25 protein-coding genes and 2 tRNA genes are annotated in these 26800 nt (G+C 50.4%); 2 read left to right on the forward strand and 25 right to left on the reverse strand.

Annotated features, from left to right (window positions below):
* Positions 1-39: 39 nt before the first annotated feature.
* The 14 genes from FN001_RS12170 to FN001_RS12235 form a co-directional block, all read right to left on the reverse strand.
* Positions 40-1812 (reverse strand): bifunctional homocysteine S-methyltransferase/methylenetetrahydrofolate reductase, encoded by a 1773-nt coding sequence (locus FN001_RS12170; protein WP_142412007.1) that lies wholly within the window; start codon positions 1810-1812, stop codon positions 40-42.
* Between the two features lie 199 nt (positions 1813-2011).
* Positions 2012-2082 (reverse strand) — tRNA-Gly (locus FN001_RS12175).
* 194 nt (positions 2083-2276) lie between these two features.
* Positions 2277-2358: transfer RNA gene (locus tag FN001_RS12180), tRNA-Tyr, on the reverse strand.
* Between the two features lie 122 nt (positions 2359-2480).
* Positions 2481-4541 (reverse strand): alpha-glycosidase, encoded by a 2061-nt coding sequence (locus tag FN001_RS12185; protein ID WP_142412008.1) that lies wholly within the window; start codon positions 4539-4541, stop codon positions 2481-2483.
* Positions 4542-5240: 699 nt separating this feature from the next.
* Complete coding sequence (gene ftsH, locus FN001_RS12190) at positions 5241-7082, reverse strand: ATP-dependent zinc metalloprotease FtsH (protein ID WP_207705625.1); 1842 nt, start codon at positions 7080-7082, stop codon at positions 5241-5243.
* 14 nt (positions 7083-7096) lie between these two features.
* Positions 7097-7624 carry a hypoxanthine phosphoribosyltransferase gene (gene hpt / locus FN001_RS12195; protein WP_118298322.1) on the reverse strand — a complete coding sequence of 176 codons (528 nt, stop codon included), beginning with the start codon at positions 7622-7624 and terminating at the stop codon, positions 7097-7099.
* Positions 7617-9239 (reverse strand): tRNA lysidine(34) synthetase TilS, encoded by a 1623-nt coding sequence (tilS, locus tag FN001_RS12200; RefSeq protein WP_142412009.1) that lies wholly within the window; start codon positions 9237-9239, stop codon positions 7617-7619. Before tilS ends, hpt begins: the two co-directional genes overlap by 8 nt.
* 198 nt (positions 9240-9437) lie before the next feature.
* Entirely contained in the window at positions 9438-10862 is a 1425-nt protein-coding gene (locus tag FN001_RS12205; RefSeq protein ID WP_142412010.1) for a SpoIIE family protein phosphatase, read from the reverse strand.
* Positions 10863-11106: 244 nt separating this feature from the next.
* Positions 11107-11436 carry a septum formation initiator family protein gene (locus FN001_RS12210; protein WP_118298325.1) on the reverse strand — a complete coding sequence of 110 codons (330 nt, stop codon included), beginning with the start codon at positions 11434-11436 and terminating at the stop codon, positions 11107-11109.
* 151 nt (positions 11437-11587) lie between these two features.
* Complete coding sequence (gene yabQ / locus FN001_RS12215; RefSeq protein ID WP_243122006.1) at positions 11588-11956, reverse strand: spore cortex biosynthesis protein YabQ; 369 nt, start codon at positions 11954-11956, stop codon at positions 11588-11590.
* Between the two features lie 124 nt (positions 11957-12080).
* Complete coding sequence (gene yabP / locus FN001_RS12220) at positions 12081-12359, reverse strand: sporulation protein YabP (RefSeq protein WP_118298327.1); 279 nt, start codon at positions 12357-12359, stop codon at positions 12081-12083.
* 185 nt (positions 12360-12544) lie between these two features.
* Positions 12545-12784: an RNA-binding S4 domain-containing protein gene (locus FN001_RS12225; RefSeq protein WP_142412097.1), complete on the reverse strand. Its 240-nt coding sequence runs from the start codon at positions 12782-12784 to the stop codon at positions 12545-12547.
* 175 nt (positions 12785-12959) lie between these two features.
* Positions 12960-13235, reverse strand: a complete 276-nt coding sequence (locus tag FN001_RS12230) for an HU family DNA-binding protein (RefSeq protein ID WP_015552342.1) — start codon at positions 13233-13235, stop codon at positions 12960-12962.
* A gap of 197 nt (positions 13236-13432) precedes the next feature.
* Positions 13433-13825 carry a MazG nucleotide pyrophosphohydrolase domain-containing protein gene (locus FN001_RS12235; RefSeq protein WP_118298328.1) on the reverse strand — a complete coding sequence of 131 codons (393 nt, stop codon included), beginning with the start codon at positions 13823-13825 and terminating at the stop codon, positions 13433-13435.
* A gap of 121 nt (positions 13826-13946) precedes the next feature.
* Between FN001_RS12235 and spoVT the strand changes: the two genes are divergently transcribed.
* Positions 13947-14495 (forward strand): stage V sporulation protein T, encoded by a 549-nt coding sequence (spoVT, locus tag FN001_RS12240; protein WP_142412011.1) that lies wholly within the window; start codon positions 13947-13949, stop codon positions 14493-14495.
* On the opposite strand, the gene FN001_RS12245 is transcribed toward spoVT, so the two are convergent.
* From FN001_RS12245 to FN001_RS12260, 4 genes are all read right to left on the reverse strand, one after another.
* A complete protein-coding gene (locus FN001_RS12245) occupies positions 14492-15310 on the reverse strand; it encodes a GntR family transcriptional regulator (RefSeq protein WP_142412012.1) in 819 nt (272 codons plus the stop codon). The genes spoVT and FN001_RS12245 overlap by 4 nt on opposite strands.
* On the reverse strand, positions 15311-16180 hold the full coding sequence (locus FN001_RS12250) for a DMT family transporter (protein WP_118530294.1): 870 nt from the start codon (positions 16178-16180) through the stop codon (positions 15311-15313).
* 284 nt (positions 16181-16464) lie between these two features.
* Positions 16465-16905, reverse strand: coding sequence for an FKBP-type peptidyl-prolyl cis-trans isomerase (locus tag FN001_RS12255; protein ID WP_243016271.1), 441 nt, complete (start codon positions 16903-16905; stop codon positions 16465-16467).
* 267 nt (positions 16906-17172) lie between these two features.
* Positions 17173-17460, reverse strand: coding sequence for a helix-turn-helix domain-containing protein (locus FN001_RS12260; protein WP_142412013.1), 288 nt, complete (start codon positions 17458-17460; stop codon positions 17173-17175).
* Between the two features lie 169 nt (positions 17461-17629).
* Here FN001_RS12260 and FN001_RS12265 point away from each other — a divergent pair, with 169 nt between their 5' ends.
* Complete coding sequence (locus FN001_RS12265; protein ID WP_118298333.1) at positions 17630-17827, forward strand: helix-turn-helix domain-containing protein; 198 nt, start codon at positions 17630-17632, stop codon at positions 17825-17827.
* A gap of 61 nt (positions 17828-17888) precedes the next feature.
* Here the strand turns inward: FN001_RS12265 and FN001_RS12270 are convergent, their stop codons facing one another.
* The 7 genes from FN001_RS12270 to FN001_RS12300 all read right to left on the reverse strand — a co-directional run bounded on the left by FN001_RS12270 (position 17889) and on the right by FN001_RS12300 (position 26683).
* Positions 17889-18122: a helix-turn-helix domain-containing protein gene (locus FN001_RS12270; RefSeq protein WP_118530298.1), complete on the reverse strand. Its 234-nt coding sequence runs from the start codon at positions 18120-18122 to the stop codon at positions 17889-17891.
* Between the two features lie 263 nt (positions 18123-18385).
* Positions 18386-18808 carry a DUF6431 domain-containing protein gene (locus FN001_RS12275; RefSeq protein ID WP_142412014.1) on the reverse strand — a complete coding sequence of 141 codons (423 nt, stop codon included), beginning with the start codon at positions 18806-18808 and terminating at the stop codon, positions 18386-18388.
* A 440-nt stretch (positions 18809-19248) separates the two neighbouring features.
* A complete protein-coding gene (gene glmS / locus FN001_RS12280; RefSeq protein ID WP_142412015.1) occupies positions 19249-21087 on the reverse strand; it encodes a glutamine--fructose-6-phosphate transaminase (isomerizing) in 1839 nt (612 codons plus the stop codon).
* 224 nt (positions 21088-21311) lie between these two features.
* Positions 21312-22424: a UDP-galactopyranose mutase gene (gene glf, locus FN001_RS12285; RefSeq protein WP_142412016.1), complete on the reverse strand. Its 1113-nt coding sequence runs from the start codon at positions 22422-22424 to the stop codon at positions 21312-21314.
* A 66-nt stretch (positions 22425-22490) separates the two neighbouring features.
* Positions 22491-23087, reverse strand: coding sequence for a DUF6661 family protein (locus FN001_RS12290; protein ID WP_142412017.1), 597 nt, complete (start codon positions 23085-23087; stop codon positions 22491-22493).
* On the reverse strand, positions 23077-24141 hold the full coding sequence (locus FN001_RS12295; protein WP_118322316.1) for an AAA family ATPase: 1065 nt from the start codon (positions 24139-24141) through the stop codon (positions 23077-23079). The genes FN001_RS12290 and FN001_RS12295 overlap by 11 nt, the downstream gene beginning before the upstream one ends.
* A 238-nt stretch (positions 24142-24379) precedes the next feature.
* On the reverse strand, positions 24380-26683 hold the full coding sequence (locus FN001_RS12300) for an LTA synthase family protein (protein WP_142412018.1): 2304 nt from the start codon (positions 26681-26683) through the stop codon (positions 24380-24382).
* Positions 26684-26800: the final 117 nt, after the last annotated feature.

The raw sequence follows: 26800 nt of genomic DNA on the forward strand, positions 1-26800 counted from the left end.
CGGCCATTTCCCTGATCTGGGCGCCGTCTCCTGTTATTTCTATTTTTCCAAAATATCCTTCAACATATAAACCCTGTTGAACGGGAATGAGAAGTAATATCCGTCCGCGAAGTCCTCCACCAGCTTCATGACTTCCTTCGCAAGCTGGATGCCTACGGCCTCGCCTTCCTTCCGGCTGGATTTTTCAGGGTATCTCGCGACGATCTCATCCGTCACATTGACGCCCGCGATCTCATTTTTCATGAACATCGCGTTCTTTCTGCTGATGAGCGGCATGATCCCGCAGAGGATCCGCGCCCCGGTCTCATCCTTGATCCGGCGCAGTCTCGCCGCGTCCTCCTCCGTGAATACCGGCTGGGTCAGGAAAAACTCCGCTCCCTCTTCCATCTTCTTCTTTACACGTCCGATCTCCACGTCCAGGTTCTTTCTTCCCTGGTTGATCGCACCACCGTAGCAGAGCGGATTCTTCGCGAAGACATCCTCGTTCATCTCCTTCGCGATCTTCATAAGCCCCGTGGAATCCGAGTTGAACACCGCTTTGACCGTCTGTCTCGCCGTCGACGGGATCGGATCTCCCGTGATGATCAGGAAGTTGTAAATATCATTGATGGCAGCTCCCAGAAACAGGGACCGCATCGCGATCGCATTCCTGTCACGACAGCAGATATGCGGCATCACGTTTAATCCCGTCGCCTGGCGCACCTTGTTCGCCATGAGGACAGAATCGACTCTCGTTCTTCCGGACGGGGAATCCGGGAATGTGAGGACATCCACGCCTGCATTCTTTAAAAGATGGGCGGATTCCAGGAGTTTCTCATCATCCGCGTCAAACGGCGGCGCCAGCTCGACCGCGATAAGCTTCTTCTCTTTTCTGTTTCCGTTCTCATCATAGAGGAATCCATGTCTTACCACATGTTCACTCTGTCCGCTGCTCTCCGCCTCTTTTTCCGGAGCACTTTTCTTCAGGATTCCGTCCCGGGCGGACATTTCACGGATAAATTCCGGATCCGTTCCACAGCAGCCGCCGAGAATGTCAGCACCGAGCTCCTGAAGCTCCTTCATCTTCTCCGCAAAATATACCGGAGTGTTGCCAAACTGAAGTTTATTTCTCGTCAAAGTCGGATATCCCGCGTTCGGGATCGCCAGCAGGAATTTATCCCCAGGACGTCCCGCTTTTTCCAGGATCTGGCGCATATGAGCCGGTCCCACACCGCAGTTTAAGCCCACCGCATCGATCTCCGAAACAGCCGCCGCGTCCGCCAAAAGGCGCTTCGCGCTGAGTCCTGCCGCGCTGTAGCCGAACTGGTTCACGGAAAAAGAGACTGCGATGAACATGTCATACTCGGCGCGGATCTTTTTGATCGCCGGAAGGATCCCGTCGAGGTCTGCAAACGTCTCAAAGTCCAGGACTTTGACTCCTGCCTCCGCAAACGTCTTTGCGATCTGATAATACTCGTCCGCCGCTGCCGCCGCGTCCTCCGTCCCATTCACCGGGATCGGACCGATATCGCCTGCGATCCAGACGTTCTTCCCCTCCGCCGCGCTCCTTGCGATCTCCACCGCCGCGCGGATGTTCTTCTCAACTTCCGGAAAGCTCTCCTGCAGCGTCTCTGTGTTCGCCGCAAAAGTATTCGTCCGGATAAAATTTGCTCCGGCATTCAGATATTCCTCATGGATCTTCTTTACTTTCTCCGGGTCCGAGAGATTCGCAAGCTCCGGGATCTCCTGCGTCTGGTATTTTGCTGCAAAGTAAGTTCCGAACGCGCCGTCGGTGATGAGGTTGGTTTCTTTCAGATATTCACGTAAATTCATGCTCGTCCTCCTGGGGGGTAAAAAAGAATGGGCCTTGGCACATTCCCGCGCCGAGCGCGGTCGCTTACGACGATCTTCATCTTCGCGCGAGTGCGCATCTTAGGCACGCAGTGCCTTTTTGTTTAACAGGAAATTCCGACGGAATTTCCTGTTAAACAAAAAATCGGACCTCTAAATCCAGAGGTCCGACGCTTCAAAAAGCGGGTGATGGGAATCGAACCCACGTATCCAGCTTGGAAGGCTGGTGTTCTACCATTGAACTACACCCGCGTATAAACAATGAGAGGCAGCTGCTGATATGAGGAAAATTTCGTTGGGAGCTTGCTCACATAAGAAATTTTTCTCATATCAGCAGCTATCGCCGTTGCAAACGGCGATTATGGAGCGCAGCCCCATAATACCTCGGAGCCACCACAGCCATTCCCTTAATCTTTCCATCTCATCAAGCCTTATATCATCAAAAATGGGCGGAGGTGGATTCGAACCACCGAAGCAAGTTGCAGCAGATTTACAGTCTGTCCCCTTTGGCCACTCGGGAATCCGCCCATATCATTCTGACAAGTCAAAATGATACCATACATCGATTCAAAAATCAAGCATTTTTTATGACCAAATGCCCTTGAAAACACTGCGTATTACAGTCCCGGCACACGCACCATGATCGCCATCTACTCGCCTTTACTCCCAATAAAGATCATCGCCCCATTCGCCGCGATCTCCACTTCCATCACACCGTCCGTCACCGGATACCGCACAGTGCCCGCGTTGTACCGCTCCGCATCCGTCGCCATCACGCGGTCCATAAAATCGCCGTTCACTTCCGCTTCCCACACCGGAATCCGGATTCTCTGGGAATAATCCTCACTGTTCACAACGACAACTCCCTGGTCGTCCGCATCAAAACGTCCATACGCGATCACACCATTCTCCGCCAGCAGCGGCTTTAACGCCCCGTGTCGGAACGCCGGAGTCCTGTTCCGGATCCCCGTGAGATACCGGTGAAATTCCGTGAGTTCCAGGTCTTCCTTTCCCCAGGGGAATGTTCTCCGGTTATCCGGGTCCGTCCAGCCAAAGACGCCAGCCTCATCACCGTAATAGATCGTCGGTGCCCCCGGCCATGTCATCTGGATCACCGCGCCGGAGCGGAAGGTTCCGTAATTCACGCCGATCTCCGCTTTCTCCGCGTCCTCCGGCTTATAAAGCCGTCCCACGACGCGGTTCGTCCTCGTGAGGAATCGCGAATGGTCATGGTTTGAAAGTTCATTCATCGCCGCATAGAGAGATCCCGTCTGCATCCGGCTCATGTTGGAGAGCATGGAGCACATGAACGCCTGACTGTTGTGCAGAAGGTGGTCATCCTTCCGCTCGCTGTGCTTTTCCAGACCGGTCAGGAACCAGGATACCGGTTCCATGAACGCGTCATAATTCATCACCGTATCCCACTGGTCCCCGGAAAGCCATGACGTGGCATCCCCGTAATGTTCCGCCAGGATCAGCGCGTCCGGATTCGCCTCCTTTACGACCTTCCGGAAATCTCTCCAGAACCGGTGGTTCATCTCCGGCGAATGACCGAGATCCGCCGCCACATCGAGACGCCAGCCATCGATCGAGTACGGCGGGGAAAGCCACCGTTTCGCGATATCGAGCACATACTGATACAGCTTTTCCGATCCCTCATAATTTAATTTCGGCAGCGTGTTATGTCCCCACCAGCCTTCGTAGGAGTCATTGTCCGGCCAGCCGTTCACATCCTTAAACAGAAAGAAATCCCGGTACGGACTGTCCGCTGAGAGGTATGCACCCGGCTCATACCCGCCGTCCTTCTCATAGATCTTCTCCCGGTCCATCCACTTGTTGAAAGACCCGCAGTGATTAAAAACTCCGTCCAGGATGATCCGCATGCCCCGCTTGTGGACTTCCTGCACAAAACGGGCAAAAAACGCATCACTCGCCGCCAGGTTCTCCCGGTCGGAGGTCCGCACGGAATACCGCTTCGCATTGCGGTTATCCGACGCATCCGCCGCCACAAGTTCCCCTTCATCCTTCACGATCACCCCGTAATGAGGATCGATATGTTCATAATCCTGGCAGTCATACTTGTGATTCGACGGGGACACAAACACCGGGCTCAGGTAGAGCACTTCCACCTTCAGGCTCTGCAAATAGTCGAGTTTGTCCCAGATTCCCTGGATGTCGCCGCCGTAAAACCGGTCCACATCAAGGACGGAAAGCCGCTCATTCCATTTTTCCACCTTCGCCACCGGAAATCCGATGTAGACATATTCGTCTCCCAGGACATCGTTCGTCGGATCCCCGTTATTAAACCGGTCCACGAAGATCTGGTACATCAGGGCGCCTTTCGCCCACTCCGGTACATGGAATCCAGGTGTGATCACAAACGGAGCGTCCATCCCTCCCGGCTCCGACACACCGAGGCAGTTATAGTGACAGACTTCGTCTCCTTTTACAACCTCAAAATCATATATCAACGGGGTCTCCCCCAGTTGGATCGTTCTCTCATAAAAATCAAATCTTCCGGCCGTCTCCGCCTTCTCAAGCTCCAGCCGCCTGCACTCATTCCGGTTTCCGCCATCACGGATCACCGCGTATACATGGTCCACGTCCCCGGCCCCGGTCCGGAATCTTATCTTAACATTCTCCCCGCACTCCGGCTCTTCCGGGATGCGGTACTCTCTCGTTCCACCGCTGAAAAGTGCCGCCTTCAACATTTTGAATGGCCTCCTTGTTGGTCTGATGCAGCCTCTCTTGCGATATCCGGGCTGCATTTTCTGTATCTGTTCTCACTCATTTCTCACAAATGTTATTATACAGGATTATATCCCCATTTGCACGTTTTTTCTGAAAGTTCACTCCGGCGATCCTCAAAAACTGTTTTTGCAGATTAAAAAGAATGTGCCTCGGCACATTCGGGCGCCTCGCGCGGTCGCTTGCGACAACCTTCATCTTCGCGCGAGTGCGCATCTTAGGCACGCAGTGCCTTTTGGGTTAACCGGAAGTTCCATCGGAATTTCCGGTTAACCTAAAAATCTGAAGCTCCCGCACGGCACAGCAGGAGCCTCAGATTTTTTCTTTAAAATGGGCAGAAAGAAAGCCAGCGGGGGGAACCACTGGCTTTCTTCCGGAAAAGGTATTATGTCTCTTATGGGGTATAGCAAAAACTATATAATGTATTGGGGGGTTACGAGTAGTAATATAGCATAGGAGTCCGGATAAGTGTGCACAAACATTTAAAAACATGAAAAATTTTTTTGTTCATATTGCCACCGCCCCGGTTTTCTTTGTGCATTTTTGTCATTGTAAGTAAAAAATCGACGTTTGTCTGCATTTCTTTTGCACAAACGTCGATTTACTTAAGCTTCTAAAGTTTTCTGTTGTGAGATCTTCTGCCGGGGTGCAAATCCGAAACCTTACTCTAACTCCGGCTTCTCCGTTCCCTCAACGAACAGGCTGTCAAACTCTTCCTGTCCGATCTTCTCCTTCTCGATCAGAAGAGCGGCACACTTATGAAGGATGTCCTCGTGTGCCAGGATGATCTCCTTCGCCTTCGCGTAGCACTCATCGATGATCCTCTTGACCTCGCTGTCGATATCGGAAGCAACACGCTCACCGTAAGATCTCGTATGCGCCAGATCTCTTCCGATGAAGACTTCGTCATCGTCGCTGCCGTAGTTGATCATTCCGAGCTTCTCAGACATTCCGTACTGGGTTACCATCGCGCGGGCGATCGCAGATGCCTGCTTGATATCCTGGGATGCCCCCGTCGTCACGTCTCCGAAGATGATCTCCTCCGCGATCCGGCCGCCGAGAGAAACCATAATGGTCTCCAGCATCTTATTCTTTGTGTTGAACATCTCGTCCTTCTCAGGAAGCGGCATCGTATATCCTGCCGCGCCCATTCCGGTCGGGATGATGGAGATCGTGTGGACCGGTCCGACATCCGGGAGTTCATGGAACAGGATTGCATGACCTGTCTCATGGTAAGCTGTGATCTTCTTTTCTTTCTCGGAGATCACCTTGCTCTTCTTCTCCGCGCCGATCCCGACTTTGACGAACGCCTGCTCGATATCAGCCTGGAGAATATAGCGGCGCGCCTGCTTTGCCGCAAGGATCGCAGCCTCGTTTAAGAGGTTTTCCAGATCTGCTCCGGTAAATCCGGCCGTCGTCTGTGCTACTTTCTCTAAGTTCACATCGTCGCCCAGCGGTTTTTCCTTCGAGTGGACCTTTAAGATCTCCTCGCGTCCGCGGATATCCGGTTTTCCGACTCCGACTTTCCGGTCGAAACGGCCCGGACGCAGGATCGCCGGATCCAGGATGTCCACGCGGTTTGTCGCCGCCATCACGATAATTCCTTCATTGACTCCGAAACCGTCCATCTCAACGAGGAGCTGGTTTAACGTCTGCTCACGCTCGTCATGTCCGCCGCCCATACCGGTACCGCGGCGTCTCGCAACGGCATCGATCTCATCGATAAAGACGATACACGGAGCGTTTTTCTTCGCATCCTCAAAAAGATCGCGGACACGGGAAGCGCCGACACCGACGAACATCTCGACGAAATCAGATCCGGAGATCGAAAAGAACGGAACTCCCGCCTCACCGGCAACCGCCTTCGCGAGAAGTGTCTTACCGGTTCCCGGAGGTCCTACCAAGATCACGCCCTTCGGGATCCTGGCACCGACATCCGTATATTTCTTCGGATTTTTCAGGAAATCAACGATCTCTTCCAGTTCTTCCTTCTCCTCCTCGAGTCCTGCGACCTTGGAGAAGTTCACGGAATTCGTCCGGCTCATCTTCGCACGGCTCTTTCCAAAATTCATCATCTTGGAGTTTCCGCCGCCGCCCCCGCCGACTCTCGCGTTCATGAACATAAACATGAACATGATCACAACGGCGCTCAAAGCGACCGGGATAATGACAGACATCAGGTAGTTCTCCTGCGGGACATTCTCAACGACGTAGTCGATGGAATTGTCCTGGAGAAGTTTTTCCGCGTCCTTGACATCGGATACTGCAACCGTTGCCCGGTCCCCGCTTTTTAAGAGGATATCCAGGGTACCTGTCGGCGGCTGCTGGTTCTGATTGATCTCCACGGATTCGATCGTCTTATTCTCGACGGCCACCATAAATTCCTGGTGGGTCATCTCCTGGCTGAATAAGCTCCCCTGGCTCGTCAGGCTGGACGCGAACATGATGAGCGCGATCACAAGCAGGACAAGGCCAAGTCCGCGGAACTGCTGGTTCTGTTTCAACTTGGGGTGCCTCCTTACTGCTGCTCCACAACGCCGATGAACGGAAGGTTGCGGTATTTCTGGTCATAATCGAGGCCATAGCCTACAACGAACTCATCCGGGATCGTAAAGCAGGTGTAATCAACCTTCACCTGTTTCTTGACACGGCGCTCCGGTTTGTCGAGCAGTGTGCATAAGTGGATGGAATTCGGATTTCTCTTGTGTAAGATATCGATCAGGTATGCGAGAGTCCGTCCGGAATCTATAATATCTTCAACGATCAGGACATTCTTTCCCTCTAACGGCTGATCCAGGTCTTTTACAATCTTTACAACGCCGGAAGACTGGGTTCCGCTTCCGTAGCTGGATACGGACATAAAGTCAAGCGTTACCGGAACGGTCAGGCGTTTTGCGAGCTCGCAGGTAAAGAATACGCCGCCCTTTAAGATGCAGATCAGGTGAACTTCTTTTCCTTCATAATCCTTATTGATCTGGTCCGCGATCTCTTTGATCCGCTTGTCTACTTCTTCTTCACTTAATAATACACGAATTTTATCAGCCATGGTCTTCTCCTTTGCAATTCCAGATGCCTGCTCTCCCACCGCCGTCTTCCGACCGGTCTCCCCCGTCAGGCAGGATCATCTCCGCCTCCAGGACACGTTCAGTCTCATCTGTTATTTTATAATAATCACTGATCCGGTATCCGATCACCCATAATATATGGTCTCCGTCCGCCAGGACCGGAATTCGGTCCCGCTCTTTTTCCGGGATCTTTTCATCGATCATAAACCTTCCGAGCTTCTTTTTCCCTCCGCCGGAAAGTGTGAAATAATCCCCGTTTTTCCTGTATCGTATGGATAATCCATCTTTTATTTTATCATAGTCAAACCATTTCGTATACTGGTTTTTCGGAATTTCCAGTTCTTTTTTCCGTTGGGTGACATGAAGGCGGATCATGGTCGGACCGAGCTGCAGGATCTTTCTCTCTCCCGCTTCCGGATCGATCTTCTTTTTTTCTGTATCCAAAAGCGCTTCGCAGGATAAAGTTTTCAGACCTGCCATTTTCACCTCTGTGCATTCCAGGTCCTCTGCATTTTTCCTGAATTTATAGGCCGAAATGTCCCCAGTCTTCTCTCTTCTTTCTTTTTCTCCCACCTGGCACACTTTCCGGATCTCCAATGTCTCATACCCGCGGACCGCCTGCAGATCATACGGAAGGTCCGCAATACAGCCGCCGCCCGGACCGGAAAGATCCATGACCAGCCGAATGTGACGCTCCGTGATGTCTTTCGCCTTCCCGGCGGCATTTAAGATCATTCGGCGGATGATGTAGGTTTTTAAGATTTCGGGCTGGGGATCAAGGATTTCGGTGCGGATCTTTACAGAATTTCCGGTTCGGCTCTTTTCCTTCCGCTCACTTTCCCTTAAGACCCGCTCCGCTTCCGCCTCGAAATACGCATCCGCTTTGGCAGCAAACTCCGACACCGCCAGGATATGTTCCGCCGCCCGGCTGTTGATGTTCTCCGTCACCCAGGGCAGGAGCTCGTTGCGGATCTTATTTCTCGTGTAATCATTCTCCTTGTTTGTGGAATCTTCACACCAGGAATGTTCCCGTGATGTCAGGTATTCCTCGATCTCTTTCCGGGAGACGCATAATAATGGGCGGATGATCTCCGCTCTCACCGGCCGGATTCCCGAGAGCCCGGGAAGTCCGCTCCCGCGGAAGAGATTTAAGAGCACCGTCTCCGCATCATCGTCCTCATGATGGGCGACGGCGATCTTCGCACAGCCGTATTTTTCCGCCGTCTCCTTCAGATGGCGGTAGCGCAGGATCCGCCCGGCTTCCTCCGTCGACAACCCGTGATCCGCGGCATATGATCCTACTTTCTCATGCACCACGGTAAGCGGAACCCCCATCCGCCCGCAGAGTTCCTTCACGAACCGCTCATCCCGGTCCGCCTCCGCGCCGCGGATCCCGTGGTTCATATGGAATGCAGAGACATGGATCCCGAGTTCTGCTGCCAGTTCACACAAAAGCAGTAACAGGCAGACGGAATCCGCGCCGCCCGATACCGCCGCCAGGACCCCGTCTCCCCGGTCTGTCATATGATTTTTTCGCATAAAGGCAAGAACCTTCTGCCGGAACCGACCGATTCCTGCATTCATTTTTTCGTTCATTTTTTTCTCCGTTTTTCTTTTATCGCATTGATCCTATCTCTTCATCCTCAGCTTTCCCGGATTTTCACCATTCATCATACGACGGATCCATCCTGTTCCAACCTGGTCTATGAAGTTTTTCACCTGCGCTTTTACGCTCAGATCAGTAAACCCGCCTTCTGAGGGCAGCTTCCATTTCCAAATTCTTCCCGCCGCGTATCACCCGTAGATCCCGCCGACCAGCACCGTCATGTCATCACGCGGCTCTCCCTCAAACGACAGCGCAAACGTCAGGATCATCTCCGCCGTCTCCTGCACGCCGGCGTCGGGCAGTCCGTCGAGGAAATCCCGGAAAGTCTGCTCCTTTTCTGCCCCCGGCATCGCATCGAGAACGCCGTCGCTCACTAGGATGATCTTGTCCCCGTCCCATAGTTTCCGCGATATCATCACCGGCTCCACGGGATTCAATACTCCTGCTGGAACCGTCTCCGACTCCAGGATCTCCGCCTCCCCGCCGGATCTCCGGTCCGGCAGGAGAAAGGACGCCGCCGCCCCGAGTTTCATCATTTCCAGAACGCCCGTGTAAAGATTTACAAGTCCCAGATCCAGCGTCGCCGGCCGGTCGCCCATCCCGCTCAGCAAAAGCACCGTATTGATCAGCTTCAGCGTCGATCTCGCGGAGAATCCCGTGTCGAGAAGCTGTTCCGCGAGCTCCATGACCCGCCCGCTGTCCGCTCCCGCCGCCGGTCCGCTCCCCATTCCGTCTGAGAGACTCAAAGCAACCTGCCCTGGGAGTGTGTTCCGGAACATATAGTTGTCGCCGGAGACCTCTTCTCCCTCTTTCGGGGTCCTCGCAGCTCCAAACAACAGCCGGTAATTTCCTTTCTCGATCAGGCGCACCGTGGAAGTTTTTCTTGTGACCAGCGTCTTTCCGTTCCGCGATGGGACAAACTCCGCTCCGGCAGCCTGTCCGAACAGCGCCGCCATGTCCTTCACAGTTACACAGCGCCCGTTTGCTGTCCGCACCGTAAGGAATGCTTCCCGTCTTCCGTCCCCATACTTCAGGACCAGCATGTCCTCCAATGCAATCCTGCGTTTCCGGAATGCAGACCGGACCGCCGGGATCAGCGTCTCCGTCACGTCCGCCGCCTGCTCCATCTGTCCGGAAAACTCCCCGAGGATCCCCGCCATCTCCTCAAACTGCAGCATGACTGCGTCCCGGCTCTCGAGGAACCGGTTCTTCCAGGCGAGATTCATCGTGGAGCGTCCGAGACTCCGGTTCAATTCTCTGAGATAATCCGTCTTTTTCCGGCACCGGTCCAGAAACTCCCTGGGCATGTCCGGGTACTCCAGCGCACCTTTTTTCTCGAATGCGCGGAGCAGGTAATATAGGAAATAATGTTCCCCGTCCTGTTCATCCAGGCACTCCTGCTTCATGCCGCACCTGTCGCAGCTCCCGCAGACCACGGATGCCGCCGATTCCAGCGCCGTGATCCCGTCCTCTCTGGAAAGTCCCGGATCTTCACCGGAATTTTTCATGATCTTTGCGAGCTGCCCCAGTGAATCCGAGATCTCCGCGAGTCTTCCCGCCGCATATCCCCCGGCTCCGGACAGCTTTCTATGTATCTCCCGATCTCCAAACACAAAAATTCCCTCCTAACCTGCGTACCCTGTCACAAAAGACCATCCAGGTCTCCATGACCAGCCAAACGACGCGGAATACGCCATTTTATTATATGCAGGCAGGCGGGAAATATTTGTCGGATTCCCGTATTCAGTTTTTAAAAATTTACGACATCATCTGCGCTGATTTGAGCCAGACATTCATCCACTGTCATTTTACAGATGATGCGGCTCACAAGTTTTTCAGATGATCCGCCGATAAACATCAGTTGGATTCATCCGCCTTAAAAAGGATCTCATCCTTATTTACAAGTCCCAGTTTTTCTTTTGCGACTTTCTCGATATACTGTTTCGTCTGGACATACACACGGTACTCTTCGAGTTCGGCGGCTCGCGCCTCCTCCTTCGCCAACGTCTTCTCGAGTGCCTGTTCCCGTGCCTGGTATTCCAGATCACGTTCTCTCAGGGAAGTTCCGCCGATATGGACAACCACAGCAAGGCTTCCTACGACCACCGTGATCCCGATCAGCGCCATCCGGTTACCCAGACTGTTTCTCGATCTTCTTTTGTTCCGTCTGTTCCGGTTTTCTCCCATGACTCCTCGCTTCCTTCTTGATCTTGCCTTCTATCCTGATCAACCGGTCCATTCCGTTTCCCGTGCATGAACATGCCCATTCATGACAGGCAATCCATTTTCCTGTGGATTTTCCACACTCCCACGTGTTTCCGGGAATGACCTTTTATTTCTACATTTCAGACGGCCTGTTTCTTCTCTTTTCTGAGGCAGTCTTTCTTTTAATTTTATACCATTTTTTCAGCTTTTTCAATAGGTGGAACACATTCCTGCTGATGATTTTATCGTAAAAGATCATGCCGAAAAACACGCAGGCGATCACATAGGCACGGACGATCCCGCTGTTCTCATAAAACAACAGAAGAAAGGTCATGACAGCCGCGCAGATCCAGTAAAAAAAGTCCTCGATCCCCGTCCAGACCAGCCCGTGCGGAACAAAAAAGCGGAACCATCTTAACAGATCATAGCTTGCCATCAGAATGCATCCCAGCACGAAACTCATCCAGACAAGTCTCACTTCCACGGCAAGATATGTGCTCACTCTGCGATTCCTCCACAATTAAAAATCCATTCCGAATCGGCTTCGCCGATGGGATTTTTGCCTTCCACCCCATGTTTTATTACGGTCAGCGCAGCAAGTCTGCAGACCTGCTGAATCGTTACTATTATTTAAACAGTTTCGCCCAAAAGCTTCCCCCGCTCTTCGTGCCGCCGCCCGCCGAGTACACAAGGCTGTCTGTCCTGCCCTCAATGTCGATCTCGCCCTTTTCCAGGCTCAGCCTGTTCACATGGAGGTCTTTCCCCTTGATGGTCAGAAGTCCCATGTCTGTGTCCAGCACGATGGTATTTTCATCGAACGAGATCACATCCAGGATCCCCGTGAGATTTCCCTGATCTCGGTTATTCAAAACGATCTTATGCGCCATTCCCGGATTCTCTTCCATAAAGCACCTCCCGCATGTAAATCTGCCGCAAGCGACCGCGCCCGACGCAAAAATGCGCCGGCGTACATTCTCTTTTATATATATGATGGGAATAAAAATTTATGCCCACAGGCAGCGATCTCCGGGACGCCTTTTTCCCGGGGCATAAAGAAAACCTCACAGACTTATCGCCGTGAGGTTCCTTATTAAATATATTCGAACATTTCCTTCGTATCTTCCTTGCGGATCGTCTCCTGCACACTCGTCACACGCACCTTCACGGCCTTTGTTCCGAATGCGACCTCGATCATATCCCCGACCTTCACTTCCGCGCTGGCTCTCGCGACCTTGTCATTTAACATGACACGACCGCTGTCGCACGCCTCGTTTGCCACGGTTCTCCGCTTGATGATACGGGATACTTTCAGATATTTGTCTAACCGCATAACTGCTCCTTTTCGCGGCGATACCGCCGCCAGAATTCCTGCTGCCCGCCCCGGGCGGACACGTTTTCCCGGAAACAATAACCCCTCCGCAACGCACGTTCGCATCACAGAGGGGATTCACATGACCCGTCGCGATCAGGTCAAATTTATAAGTCAGTTCATTCCGAAAACAGAATTAAGCGTTTACCATATCCTTTAAAGCCTTACCAGCTTTGAATTTCGGGTTCTTGGAAGCTGCGATTGTGATCTTCTCACCTGTAAGCGGGTTTCTTCCCTCTCTTGCTTCTCTCTCGGATACTTCGAATGTACCGAAACCAACTAACTGTACTTTCTCACCTTTAACTAACTCTGCTGCAATAACATCTGTGAAAGCCTTCAGTGCCTTCTCAGCATCTTTCTTGGAAAGTTCTGCCTGCTCAGCAACTGCTGCGATTAATTCTGTCTTGTTCATTTGTTTTATTTCCTCCTAAAATTCATTTCAAAACCTGCGGACAAAGCCTGCCCGAAGGACCTTTGCATTGCACTCTTACATTTATATATGTTTCTGCATTCTTTGTCAAGGAGTTTTGCCCGATTTTACCGTGTTTTTCAGCGTTTTTCCCTTCCCGTACACACGTCTTCCCGGACATGCACAGGAACCGCATTTTGTCAATGCTTTCCGGCTTTTTTCTTCATTTCCCGTTCCTGTTTTTTGATCGCTTCCCAGAGATCTTTCTCGTCCTCGACCTCCGGGATCTCACCTCCGAAGATCCTCGGATGACGGCGGATCATCTTCTCGCAGATCCCATTTACCACGTCATCCACGGTGAAATTTCCGCGCTCCGCCTCGATCTCACTGTGGAACATGACCTGGAACAGGACATCCCCGAGCTCCTCACAGAGATTTTCCGTATCCCCGCTATCGATCGCCTCCAGCACCTCCGCACATTCCTCCACGAGATGCTTTTTTAGCGTCTCATGATCCTGCGCCCGGTCCCAGGGACAGCCGTCCTCTGCACGCAGCGTCTTCATGATCTGCTTTAAATCTTCAAACGTATACATGATGATTTCCTCATTTCTTTTTCATTTTTGCGATGTATAAATTCACCCTGTTTCCACATACTACCCATAAGGCACACAATATGGGAAACATGGTATGTGATATGCAGGAGGAATAAACGTTATGAAAGCTACTGGAATTGTAAGAAGAATCGATGATCTCGGCCGTGTAGTCGTTCCAAAGGAAATCCGGCGGACTCTGCGTCTCCGGGAGGGAACTCCGCTTGAGATCTTTACCGACCGTGAGGGAGAGATCATTCTGAAAAAATACTCACCGATGATGGAACTGAACGCGTTCGCAGGTCAGTACGCGGACGCGATGGCCCAGTCGACCGGGCTTCTCGTATGCATCACGGACCGGGACCAGGTAGTCGCGGCGGCGGGCGGAGCGAAAAAGGACTTTTTCCAAAAACCGATCAGCCGGGCGCTGGAGCATGTGATCCAGGAACGCACCGTCATCCAGGCAGGAAAAGAGGACCGAAATTTCACGCCTGTAACCGACGATGACGGGGACAGCATCACAGCCCAGGTGATCACACCGATCATCTGCGAAGGCGACGCCATCGGAGCCGTCGTTATCATGAGCCGGGAGCCGCGCGCAAAATTTTCAGATCCGGAACTGCGCCTGGCGGCAACAGCTGCCGGTTTCCTCGGGCGGCAGATGGAAAGCTAAGGAATCGCCGGGATCTCAAACGTCAGGAATTTCATCCCCTGATAAAGCTTTGAAGCGGTTGTCGTGACTGCGAGAACCTTTTTCCCGCTGCGGACGACCGTATCCCAGAAAAAAAGTGGCATTCCGGCAGGACCATCCCCTTCTCCGGTCATCATGGAGACATCAATATCTCCCGTGAGCTCCGGCTGAAGATAGATGTCCACGCCCGTCGGCTTCTCCGGGAAATTCCGGCTGATATAGTCATGGATCAGGCTGGTCGATAATTCCGCACAGTCGAAGGTGTGTCCGCCGCATACAGACAGCGGGATATAAGTAAAATCCATCTCCGAAGTCTTCCCGCCATCCCTGATACAGCGGACGATCTGGTAGACATAGCTTCCCGCGTCAAGACCGAGCTTTCGGCAGAGAACGGGATCCGCAGAGATGATCCTGTTCTCCAGGAGCGTGTGCGGTTTCTGTTCCGCTTTTTCCGGTGAAGCAAGCCGTATCCCGCCGCCGAAAGCAATCGTTCTCGATGCGGAAGCGGCGGATCCAGCCTGCGCGGCCGAAAAACCATCCGTCTCTTCCGAAATTTCCGGGTCGTCCCTCCTTACAAAGGTCCCCTTTCCCTGTCTGCGGACGAGGATCCCGCGGGCGGTAAGCTCTTTGATCGCGGTCGTGACCGTGATCCGGCTCACCCCGAACATCCGGACAAGCTCCGCTTCCGATGGGATCCGGTCACCTGTCTTCAGACGGCCGTTCCGGATCTCGCTTATAATATGATCTTCGATCTGTACATATTTCGGGGTGTAGAGTTTCTTGTCATCCGACTCCACTTACTTCGCCTCTTTCTTTTTCGAGTTTCCATAAATATACACCATAATGGAAGCGATCGCAACCAGGGCGCCGCCAAGGATCGAGGTATGTTTTACAGGCTCTCCGAGAACCACTGCTCCGAGAAGAATGCTGAACAGGATTCCGGAATAATTGTAGATACTGATCTCGGATGCCGGGGCAAAACGGTATGCGTATGTGATAAATACCTGTCCGAGAGAACCGAAGAGACTAATCAGCATCAGGAGCATGAACTGGCGCAGATCCGGCATGACAAAGTTTCCGATCACGAACGGCAGGGAGCCAAACACGCTGAATGTAGAAAAGTGCATGATGACGGTAATTCCATCGACTTTTCCTTTAAAATACCCTAAAAACGTGTACGCAATTCCTGATGTGATCGCGGAAAGGAGCGCAACGATCAGCGGAAACGGATCAGACTGGAAGCTCGGACGGAATACGATGAATGCGCCGAGCACGGACAGGACCAGCGCCGGGATCTGGATCGGGGAAAGCTTCTCCTTCATGAACACAGCTGCAAGCAGAGTCACGAAGATCGGAGAGAGCTTATTTAACACTGTGACATCGCCCTGCGCCGCATGGCTGGATGCGTAGAACAGGGTGATCAGCCCAAGGAATCCGAAGAACGAACGGCCAAAGAGATACGGCTGATACTTTTTCGGACCATAATAAGAACCGTGTTTCTTCCGGATAATGAAGAAAGAAACGATCAGGATGAAGAGATTGCGGACGCAGATCTGCTCCATCGTCGGAATTTCCCGGCTCATGCGGACAACCACCTGCATGGACGCAAAGGAAAGTGCGGACAGGATCATAAAGAGGATGCCCTTTTGTTTTTGTGTGATATTCATGATGTCCTCCTGAAAATTTAATAAAGAAATTCGTTCCCTGACACATGAAAATTTTTCTTAATTATCATGTTGACATGTCAAGTTGTGCAGCATATGCAAGTATACACCTGTCTGTGTCTTTCGTCAATTCCTGTCCCCTCGTGGCCACCTGCAGCCGGTTTACGCTTCTTGGGAATCTGCTTTCGGCTGCCGGTTTCATCGGAATTCCCTTCTGATCTGGAATGGGGATACAAAATGAGCTGCCGCACGTTAATGCGACAGCCCTTTCACACGATCTTACTTTTTTATTTTACTTCCACCAGCTCGATCTTAAAGTTCAGCTCTTTTCCTGCCATCTCATGGTTCGCGTCGAGAGTGATCATCTTCTCATCTTTTGCGGTAACCGTTACCGGGAACGGCTGGCCGCTCTGGTTTGTAAGGTATACCTTCTGGCCGACTTCCAGGTCCTCAGAACCCGGGAGATTTGCGATCTCAAGTGTGAGGATCGCGTTCGGATTCGGCATTCCGTAAGCTTCCTCCGGCATCAGATGGATCTCTTTGATCTCGCCGACTTCCATATCTGCGACAGCCGCATCAAATCCTTTGATCATCTGGCCTGCACCGCATACGAACTCCAGCGGCTCTCCACGATCGTAGGAAGAGTCAAACTGTGTACCGTCGTTAAAAGTTCCTCTGTAATGGGTCCGGCATGTCTTTCCGACATTGCGTCCTGTCATCGTATCCATTTTAAGTTCCTCCAATATTCTCTGTGAGTAACTTTCCAGCGCCTTCACGATTTCCCGGCAAAACTATCTTCCGGATTCGCTGCATAGGTCTGCTGAATCATTATCTCCATGATCTTTAATCTCATTCAGTATACCCGGTAAAGAGAATATTAGCAACCGGTTTTCCGCGTCTTCTCACATCCTGAAAATTCCGTTCTCACAAAATCCATGGCTTTGATCCAGGCTGTCGGATCTTCCAGCCGCAGATTACCGCCCATCAAGATCCGTTCAGCCCTGTCTGTTCTTTTTCTTTTCCAGTTCTTTCTCCTTCTGCCGCTCCTCTTCCAGTCCCGGAGACCACAGCGGCTCCTCATTCTCATCGAACACGATCTCCATCACATCCTCAACGCGGCAGTCCAGGATCCTGCACAAAGTTTCTACGGTATGAGTTGAAATATATAAATTTTTCCGCAGTCTGTTCAACTGACCGTTGCTGATCCCGTATGTCTTGATCAGGCGGTACTGGCTGATCCCTTTTCTCTGCATTGTCTCCCATAATCTCGTATATTTAACCATACTGTTTCCTCCTTTGTATCATTGAGCACCGTCGTTGTCTGCAATTCCTGTCAACATCCGAAAGAATCCGGCTTTTTTCCTTATATTTTCACAAATTTCCGACAATATCTTCTATTCTCTACTATGGCGGCTCTTTCGCCGCATTATATAAGGAAAGGAGGCATTCCTCATGATCGATTACAGTCCACTCTGGAACACCTTAAGATCAAAGCACATCAGCCAGTATCGCCTGGTCCGCAGCTATCATTTCAGCTCCGGCCAGCTTCAGCGGATCCGGAAGAATGAGCATATCTCCACTCATACTCTGGAAACTCTGTGCAGGATCTTAAACTGCAGTGTCGCAGACATCGTACGCATCTCATTTTGAGCCCGGCGAAAAAGAGGTTTAAAAACGGCTGGTCTTTATCGGAATCATTTTCCGGTAAAGATCAGCGTCCGTGAACCTGTTTTTCGCTCTTTTCGTCCTCGAAGGAAACTTCCATTACATCCTCGATCCTGCAGTCTAAGATCCTGCAGAGCGTCTCCAGCGTATGTGTAGAGACATATGTATTCTTTTTCAGACGGCTCATCTGACCGGAGCTTAAGCCAAACTCCTTGATCAGCCGGTACTGACTGATCTTTCTCTTTTCCATGGTCTCCCACAGGCGATTGTAACTTACCATTTTCTCCTCCGCACACGGCAATCCGGCACACGTTTCAGCCGAACAGATACAGGCCGAACAAACACTTTTCCTGATATCATCTATATACCATACATTGACACTATTTGTATATTGTCCATAATTGGACTATATATTTACCACAATTGGACAAGGCGGCATTATCAAAACGGCCGGCCAGCCATTCCTGACTGGCCGGCAACCATACTCACTGATCACACAATTGCAGGCACCGCACCTGCCGCTTTTTCATTTTCCCTGTTATTTTAATTGCCCGCGCACCGGCAGCCAGGCTCACCTTCCGTCCGGCTCTCCTTTTCGGCTTCCTCCTCCATCTGGAGCACCTGACATTCCAGCTGCAGTTTCTCCCGGTTCCAGCGGTAGATCGTCGACTGCTCCGCCGAACAGTTCCGCTCTCCTCTCACCGTCTCGATGATCGCCTCCCGCGCATAGTGCTTATGCGGGAGCATAATATCAGGAAGATTCAGGTGGATGCGTCCGCATATCTTGCATTTGTACCGGCGCAGAACAAACATCTGTACCGTCCCGTCGGACAGGATCAGCTTTCTTCTTTTACTGTCCCGGACCGTCATAGCTCCACCACAATGCGGGCATTCCGGAGCGCTCGATGGAATAATATAATACATTCCATTACGCTCAATTTTCGTGTACTTGTTTGATACGATCATATGTATTCCTCCTCCATTCGTTATCTGTCAGGACCCCATCGCCTTTCGGTTTGATCAAAAACCCGTATCCCGGTCTCATGGGTGTTGAGCCCGGAACAGCGCCCGCAAACTTATTGATCATGTCATATGATCCCGTTATCCCGCCTCACGAAAAGCCGCCGCCCGACGCCGTTTTCCGCATATATCCGACGCCGGCTCCCGCCCTTCCCGACAGGATCCGTTTTCCCTTAACATGTTCTACTAATATAAACGTAAGAAAATCAAAAATGTGACAGGAAAAATGAAAAAAGTTGAATTTTTTGACCAGGAAGAGATTCTTGCTTACGGGGTTGCATTTTGCAAGAAACGGTGTAATGTAATTGTTGAGAAGCTGAACAGATAAACTAAAAAAAGTGCCAAGTCAAAAGTTATCCCTTACGACTCGACACTTTTTATTTTCTTTACTCCACCGTCACACTCTTCGCCAGATTCCTAGGCTTATCCACATCCAGACCCTTTGCGACAGATACATAATATCCCAGCAGCTGCAGCGGGATCACCGCCAGACTCGCCGCGAATAACGGCTCTGTCTTCGGAATGTAGATCACGAAATCAGCGCTGTCCTCGATGCTGTAATTTCCATACGTTGTGAGTGCCATCAGGTACGCCCCGCGGCTCTTGCACTCGACCATGTTGCTGACCGTTTTCTCATAGAGATTCTGCTGCGTCAGAACGCCGATCACAAGCGTTCCCGGCTCGATCAGGCTGATCGTCCCGTGTTTCAGCTCCCCGGCCGCATACGCCTCAGAGTGGATGTAACTGATCTCCTTCATCTTTAAGCTGCCTTCCATGCTGACCGCATAGTCAAGCCCGCGCCCGATAAAGAACATATTCTGCGCATTCATCTGCTTTGCGGCAAACCACTGGATCCGCTCCTTGTCCTCGAGAAGCTTTTCGATCTTCTCCGGGATTGTCTGCAGCTCCGCAAGAAGCTCCGCCGTCCGGTCCTCATCGATCACACCGCGGACACGTGCAAACTCTGTTGCAAGAAGATACGACGCGATCAGCTGTGTGCTGTACGCCTTCGTCGTCGCAACCGCGATCTCCGGACCTGCAAGCGTATAGAAGACATGATCCGCCTCACGCGCGATCGTGGAACCGACCACGTTGACGATCGCCAACGTCTTCACACCATGCGCCTTCGCCTCACGCAGCGCCGCAAGACTGTCCGCCGTCTCCCCGGACTGGCTCACGATGATCACCAGGGAATTCGGTGCGAAGAGCAGTCTCCGATACCGGAATTCCGAAGCGAGTTCCACACGGACCGGGATCTGCGCCAGCTCCTCGATCACATACTGCGCCGCAACGCCGACATGGTAAGCCGATCCGCACGCCACGATATAGATCTGTCCAAGCTTTGCGATCTCCTCCTCTGAAAGCCCGACTCCGCTCAAGTCGATCTTTCCGTCCTTCACAACAGAATTGATCGTATCACGGATCGCCTTCGGCTGCTCATGGATCTCCTTGATCATAAAGTGCTCATATCCAGCTTTCTCCGCCGCTTCGGCATCCCACTGGATCTCTACCAGATCTTTTTCGATCTCGTCCCCGTCAAGGTTATAGAAGGTCACTTTCCCCTTCTGAAGACGGCACATCTCCATATTTCCGATATAATAAACACTTCTCGTATACTTTAAGATCGCCGGAACATCCGAAGCGACAAACGACTCGCCATCCGCCACACCGATGATCATCGGGCTGTCCTTTCTCGCCGCGTAGATCTCCTCCGGATAATCCTTGAACATGACTGCAAGCGCGTAGGAACCGCGGATCCGCACCATCGCGTGGTTGATCGCATCCACCGGAGTATGCTCATATTTCTTATAATAGTAGTCGATCAGCTTGATCGCAACCTCTGTATCCGTATCGGAATAAAACGTATATCCCTTATTCTGAAGCTTTTCCCGGAGTTCCTGGTAATTCTCGATAATTCCATTATGAACGCCGACAACGTTCCGGTCATCACTGCAATGCGGGTGCGCATTCAGCTCACTCGGCTCCCCGTGCGTCGCCCAGCGCGTATGACCGATCCCGCAAGTTCCATGCATCGCCATTCCATCATTCGTCTTCTCCGCGAGGACACGGAGACGTCCCTTCGCCTTGACGATCTCCACATCCTTCTCCCCGTCGCGGACCGCAATTCCCGCCGAGTCATATCCGCGATACTCTAACTTTGCAAGTCCCTCAAGCAAAATCGGGGCCGCCTGTCTATGTCCTGTAAATCCAACAATTCCACACATATATAAATCTTCCTGTCTTTCAAATTTTTATTCCCTGTCCGACGACAGTTATCCCGATTATATCATTTTCCGGCGGTCCATACAATAGCATCTTCGATGCAAAAGCCCGCAATGAAGAAAAGGAAGAAAAGGAAGCTCCTAAACAACAGAGCCGGTCCATCAACCGGAACCGGCTCTGTATTGCGAACTTTTCTACATGCTCTGGCAGGAGATTCCCCTTCCATTTACAGCATCTTCTCACACATCTCCAACGCCGATGCGATCACCGCATCCATATCATAATACTTATACTCACCTAAACGGCCACCGAATACGACCTTCTGCTCGCCCTCTGCGAGCTTTTTGTACTCCGCATAGAGATTTCCATTCTTCTCATCATTGACCGGGTAATACGGCTCATCTCCGGGCTTCCATTCGGAGCTGTACTCACGGCTGATCACCGTCTTCGGGATCTCGTTTCCTTCATCATCTTTTCCAAACTCAAACCACTTGTGCTCAATGATACGCGTCCACGGAGTCTCCGCATCCGTATAGTTCACAGCCGCATTGCCCTGGAAATTCGGTTTATCAAGAAGCTCAGTCTCAAAGCGGACGGAACGGTATTCCAATGCGCCAAGCTTAAAGTCAAAATACGCATCGATCGCGCCCGTGTAGATCACCTTCTCCGCCATTGCATCATACGCTTCCTTCTCCGCCAGATAATCCACACCAAGCTTCACCTCAATACCATCCAGCATGTTCGCGACCATCTTCGTATATCCGCCCATCGGGATTCCCTGATATAACGCATTAAAATAGTTATTATCAAACGTCAGACGCACCGGAAGGCGCTTAATGATAAACGACGGAAGCTCCGAACACGGTCTTCCCCACTGCTTCTCGGTATAGCCCTTTACAAGCTTTTCATAAATATCAGTTCCAACAAGGCTGATCGCCTGCTCCTCGAGATTCTTCGGCTCCGTGATCCCGGCCGCTTTCTTCTGCTCCTCAATCTTTGCAGCCGCTTCCTCCGGCGTTACAACGCCCCACATCTTGTTGAACGTGTACATGTTAAATGGCAGCGAATACAGCTCCCCGTGATAATTTGCCACCGGGGAATTCGTAAAACGATTAAACTCCGCAAACTGGTTCACATACTCCCATACCTTCCGGTTGTTTGTATGGAAAATATGCGCACCATATTTATGTACATGGATCTTCTCGATATCCTCCGTATAAACATTTCCCGCAATATTCGGCCGCTTATCGATCACTAAAACAGATTTTCCATGTTTCTTCGCCTCATGCGCAAATACTGCGCCGTAAAGTCCTGCTCCTACTACTAAATAATCGTACATTGTATTTTTCTCCTTCCAAAATATTTGATTCGTGTATACATACTTCATAACCTAAGCCTTATCGTCTCAACTCGTAATATGAAACACCCTAGGATCATAGGAATCAGAATCGACAACAGATACTCTGCAATTGAACCATCTCAGCTTCCGGTTCATACTGTCCTGTAATGACTGCATGATCATCTTTTTGCTGCGCGTTTTGCTTCCAAAATCTCCTTCCAGAAACAAGATTACATATTTCTTTTTTGAGTCATCCGAAAACGATTCAGATGACAAAAACTGGATAAACTTGTCAAATTCACTCAGACAATCTTTTTTATCCCCGAATGACTTTGCTCCGATTATGGAAGCTATTGTCATAGCTACTTTCTGTGTTACTTCAATATCCAGGCTATCTCTTCCTGTAAGATCAAGAGTTATACTGGCTGTTTCCTTTTTCTTGTTATCCGGTGCAATTCTCCATCTGCAATTGCCTTCATCTCCACTGCAGTTTTTCACTTCAATAAATGCAATCATATTCGAACTCACAGAAACAAAATCGACGCCTTTTGATCCAGGAAATTTATTGAAGTAATTTCGATAAAATAACGTATCATCAAACTTGATCACCATGCTTTTTTCAGGAAAGCCAAATTTCAATCCGCTTTCTTCTTTAATTACCATAAATAATCCTCTGTTCTCTGTCGTACATCGCATCAAACTCCTGCATGATCGCATTATGCGCAAGATCTGAAGCCGAATGAGTCATCTCATAGTGGACATCATGTGTCTTTTCATCCCTGTATAAAGATAAAAAGCGCACATCCAGCTTCGATGGATTCAGTTCCGGATAAGATGCAACCATATTAAATTCCTGCTGAATAAAATAATCGTGCGTTGATACAAAAACCTGTACCCCCATCTGCGCCAGGGCAACCAGTGCCTGCACGATCGGGCGAATCATTTTCGGATTCATATTCGTCTCCGGCTCGTCCCAGAATAAGATCGTATTCCTGTTCAGACTCCCCGACAGAATCATATAGATGATCATCGATAATTTTCTGTACCCATCAGAAAGCAATCCCATCTCAAATTCGCCTTCACCTTTTATTTTAAAATAAAACTTTTTATCTCTCTGCACGATATTACCTTTCATAATATCTTCCAGACTGCTTAAAATCTGATTCTGCTCATTTGTATTTGGTCCCTTGGAAAGAGGACGGTCCAAAAGTTTTGCAAGATCGTAATACATTTCCTCAAAGTCAATATGATACTCCTCATATAGTGTCACGAAATGTTCCACCGTAGAGATCATTTCTTTTGTCGGAATGTAAATCGCTTCATATTTCTCCGCAAATTTGCTTTTTATAATATTGATATCTGCATGATTCGCCTGTCCACGGCTAAATCCAGCCGAGACTTTCTGTTTTTTATCAAGATCCACCGAAAAATCTGTTCTCTTGTTTCCTCTTTTTCGACTCACCAAACGCCCCAGTTTCATTTCATCCGGTCGAAAAACTCCCTGCAGTTTTTTCACAAAATACTGCTCTTCCATCTCTTTTGTCAAATTTTCACGATTTACTTCATTTAAAGGCTTAATAAGAGAATACATCGCCTTCAGTAATGTTGTCTTTCCGGTACTGTTCTCTCCGCAGATAACATTGATATTATCCGACCAATCCAATTGTAAGTTTTCAAAAGCCATGAAATTACTCAAAGTCAGCTTTTTTATTTTCATATGCGCCCGTCACCTCCTACAGCAGCATCACATCTTTTTGATCCATTATGAGACAAAAGCAGACCGTATAAGCTTTCGTATGGTCTGCTTTGTGATTTAATATTTTTATCCTAATTCATCATCATTCTTCAGCCTGTATAACAATCTTCGGATTATAGGATCTCATCTACCTCTTCCTACGAATATACTGTACTATATTTTATCATAGGGGAATGTTGATTGCAAGAATAGGAATTCCTCACTCCCCCACAAAATACCTCCCATTCCTCTTCCGATCAAACAACGCATAATACTGCACCGTCCGGTACCTTTCAATCCATTCCCTGTAATCATTCTCCGCCCAGAGATCATACCAGTCCCCATCCGCGGTCATATATCCCGCGAAATTAAACACCGGGATCTGCTCTCTCTGGTTCATCCGGTAACGGTCATATGCGGACAGTTCCAGCCCCGCATACTTCCGGACCAGCGTCCCGAGATAATTCGTGCTGACCACATCTTCTCCCCGGGAATTCTTCATCGAATAATCCTCCGGGATCTCATAATTGCTCCAGATAAAATACGGCACCGTATAGATCTTCTCCGTCATCGTAAGATCCGTATCCGTGTCCCCTCTCCCGGCTTCCCTGAGCGTATTCTCGAAGTCCCCATTCAGCGCCGGCTGATGATCCCCGAAGAAGCAGATAAGTACCGGCTGGTCCACCTGCTCAAAATAGGAGATCAGATACGAAAGTGCCTGATCCGACTTCGCGATCAGCGATTCATACATCTGAAGATCCGAATACCCGCTGTATTCCTCATCGACATCGACGATCTCCTCCGGTTTCAGCTCCCCGATCCCGTCATATCCGCCATGATTCTGCATCGTGACATTAAAAATAAAGGTCGGCTCCGTCTGCGCCTCATAGACCTCGATCAGCTTCTGATAATCCCCAAGATCAGACACCCGGTTCCAGACCGTCCGCTCACTGTCCTCAAACGAGCTGATTGATAAAAATTCATCAAATCCGAGCTTCGGATACACAACACTTCTTCGCCAGTTCTCCGGATTTTCCGGATGCATCGCGATCGTGTGGTAGCCCTGTTCCTTTAAGATCGAGACCATGGACGGCACATTCGTGAAATCAAAGCTGGAATACGGATTGATCCCGTTTGTGTAGGTCATCGAATCCCCCGTCAGATATTCGAACTCCGTCGTGGACGTTCCACCGCCGCGGGTCGAAACATAATCCCATCCATACTCGATCGTATGCGGATCATCCTTCAGCGAATGGAAAAACGCAAGATCATCCTCCGTACACGCAAGCGGTCCCAGGACGCTCAGATCACTGAACGACTCGTTCATGATCGTAATGATCATCGGCTGCTCGCCGGTATCTTTCTTCTCCGTTTCCGCAGGAGCTTCCGCCACCCCGTACTCATCCAAAATTTCTTCCGCACTCTGCTCCGTATATCCATCCGGCTTACTGATCTTCATTCTCTGCCAGAACGAAATAAACGCCGGTGCAAAACCGGTTGTCTGATATGTATTTACCTGCGCCCAGAAATCAATCCAAATATTGTAAGTATCCGGGAAATCATAGCTGCCAATCCAGAAAAACAACGCCGCAGCTGCCCCGATTGCTCCGCAGCCCTTTATCAGGATCCGCTTCTTTCCCGTTCTCTTCTGAAAAATTTCCATCTTTCCAAGCGCCCACATACAGGTAAACAGAAAATACAGGATCAGAAACGTAAACGCCAGCTCCTCCGCAACCTCAAACGTATACTGTCCTGCGACCGACATGGCCGTCCGCAGTGCAAAAATATCCGTTGCAAGGAACGGCTGCCCGCGGAACTTCAGGAGATAATAATTGAGCGCACCAACAAGCCACACAAAGATATACAACGCCTGAAGCCCAAGCATCCCTTTCTGCATCAGGCACACAAACAATACTTCCAGAATCAGATAGATCAGAACATTCAGCTCCCCGTTTAAAAGGCTGATCCCCGTCACCGACGGGTTCCAACAGAGCTCCTCGAGGAAAAACGCAAGAAACGGAGTGATCGCCAGGAAGATCCAGTAAAGCGCTCTCGCACACTCCGGAAACCACCGGAGCACGTCCGTTCCATAAATCCAGATCGCAGTCGCCGCAAGGATCATGAGATCCGCCATCCCCGTACTCACCGGTGGGAACTGGTTTGCGATCTTCGTGACGCCGATCACATCATGCGAAAGATTCACATAATAAAACGCCAGGATCCCCATACCGATCGCCATCTTGATCGACATGGAATAAACCTGGTTCCGTTTCTCCGGTATGCAAATGAAGATCCACAACATCCGGCTGCACTGCGCCGCGATCAGCGCATACGTCAGGATCAGCCATATCGACAGGTAGTGGATATGGAACACCACCTTGATCGCAAATTCACAGCATATCGCTGCGAATAGGGAACAGCCGAGGTATGGTTTCTCTTTCCGATTCTTTTCCTGCTCCTGTTTCTTTCCGGTTCCTATAAAATATACAATGATCGCCGCTGCGATCCAGATTATTGCTTCCACTCCTTTGTATTTCCATCCTATTCTTAATTCTAACGCATCTTTTCCTGCATTTTCTCACACAGACCATAAATAGCTTACCATTTATTTTATGTAGGTAATCAAACGCAATGTAATTAT

Source organism: Clostridium sp. Marseille-P7770 (genome assembly GCF_902143525.1).
Lineage (GTDB): Bacteria > Bacillota > Clostridia > Lachnospirales > Lachnospiraceae > Pilosibacter.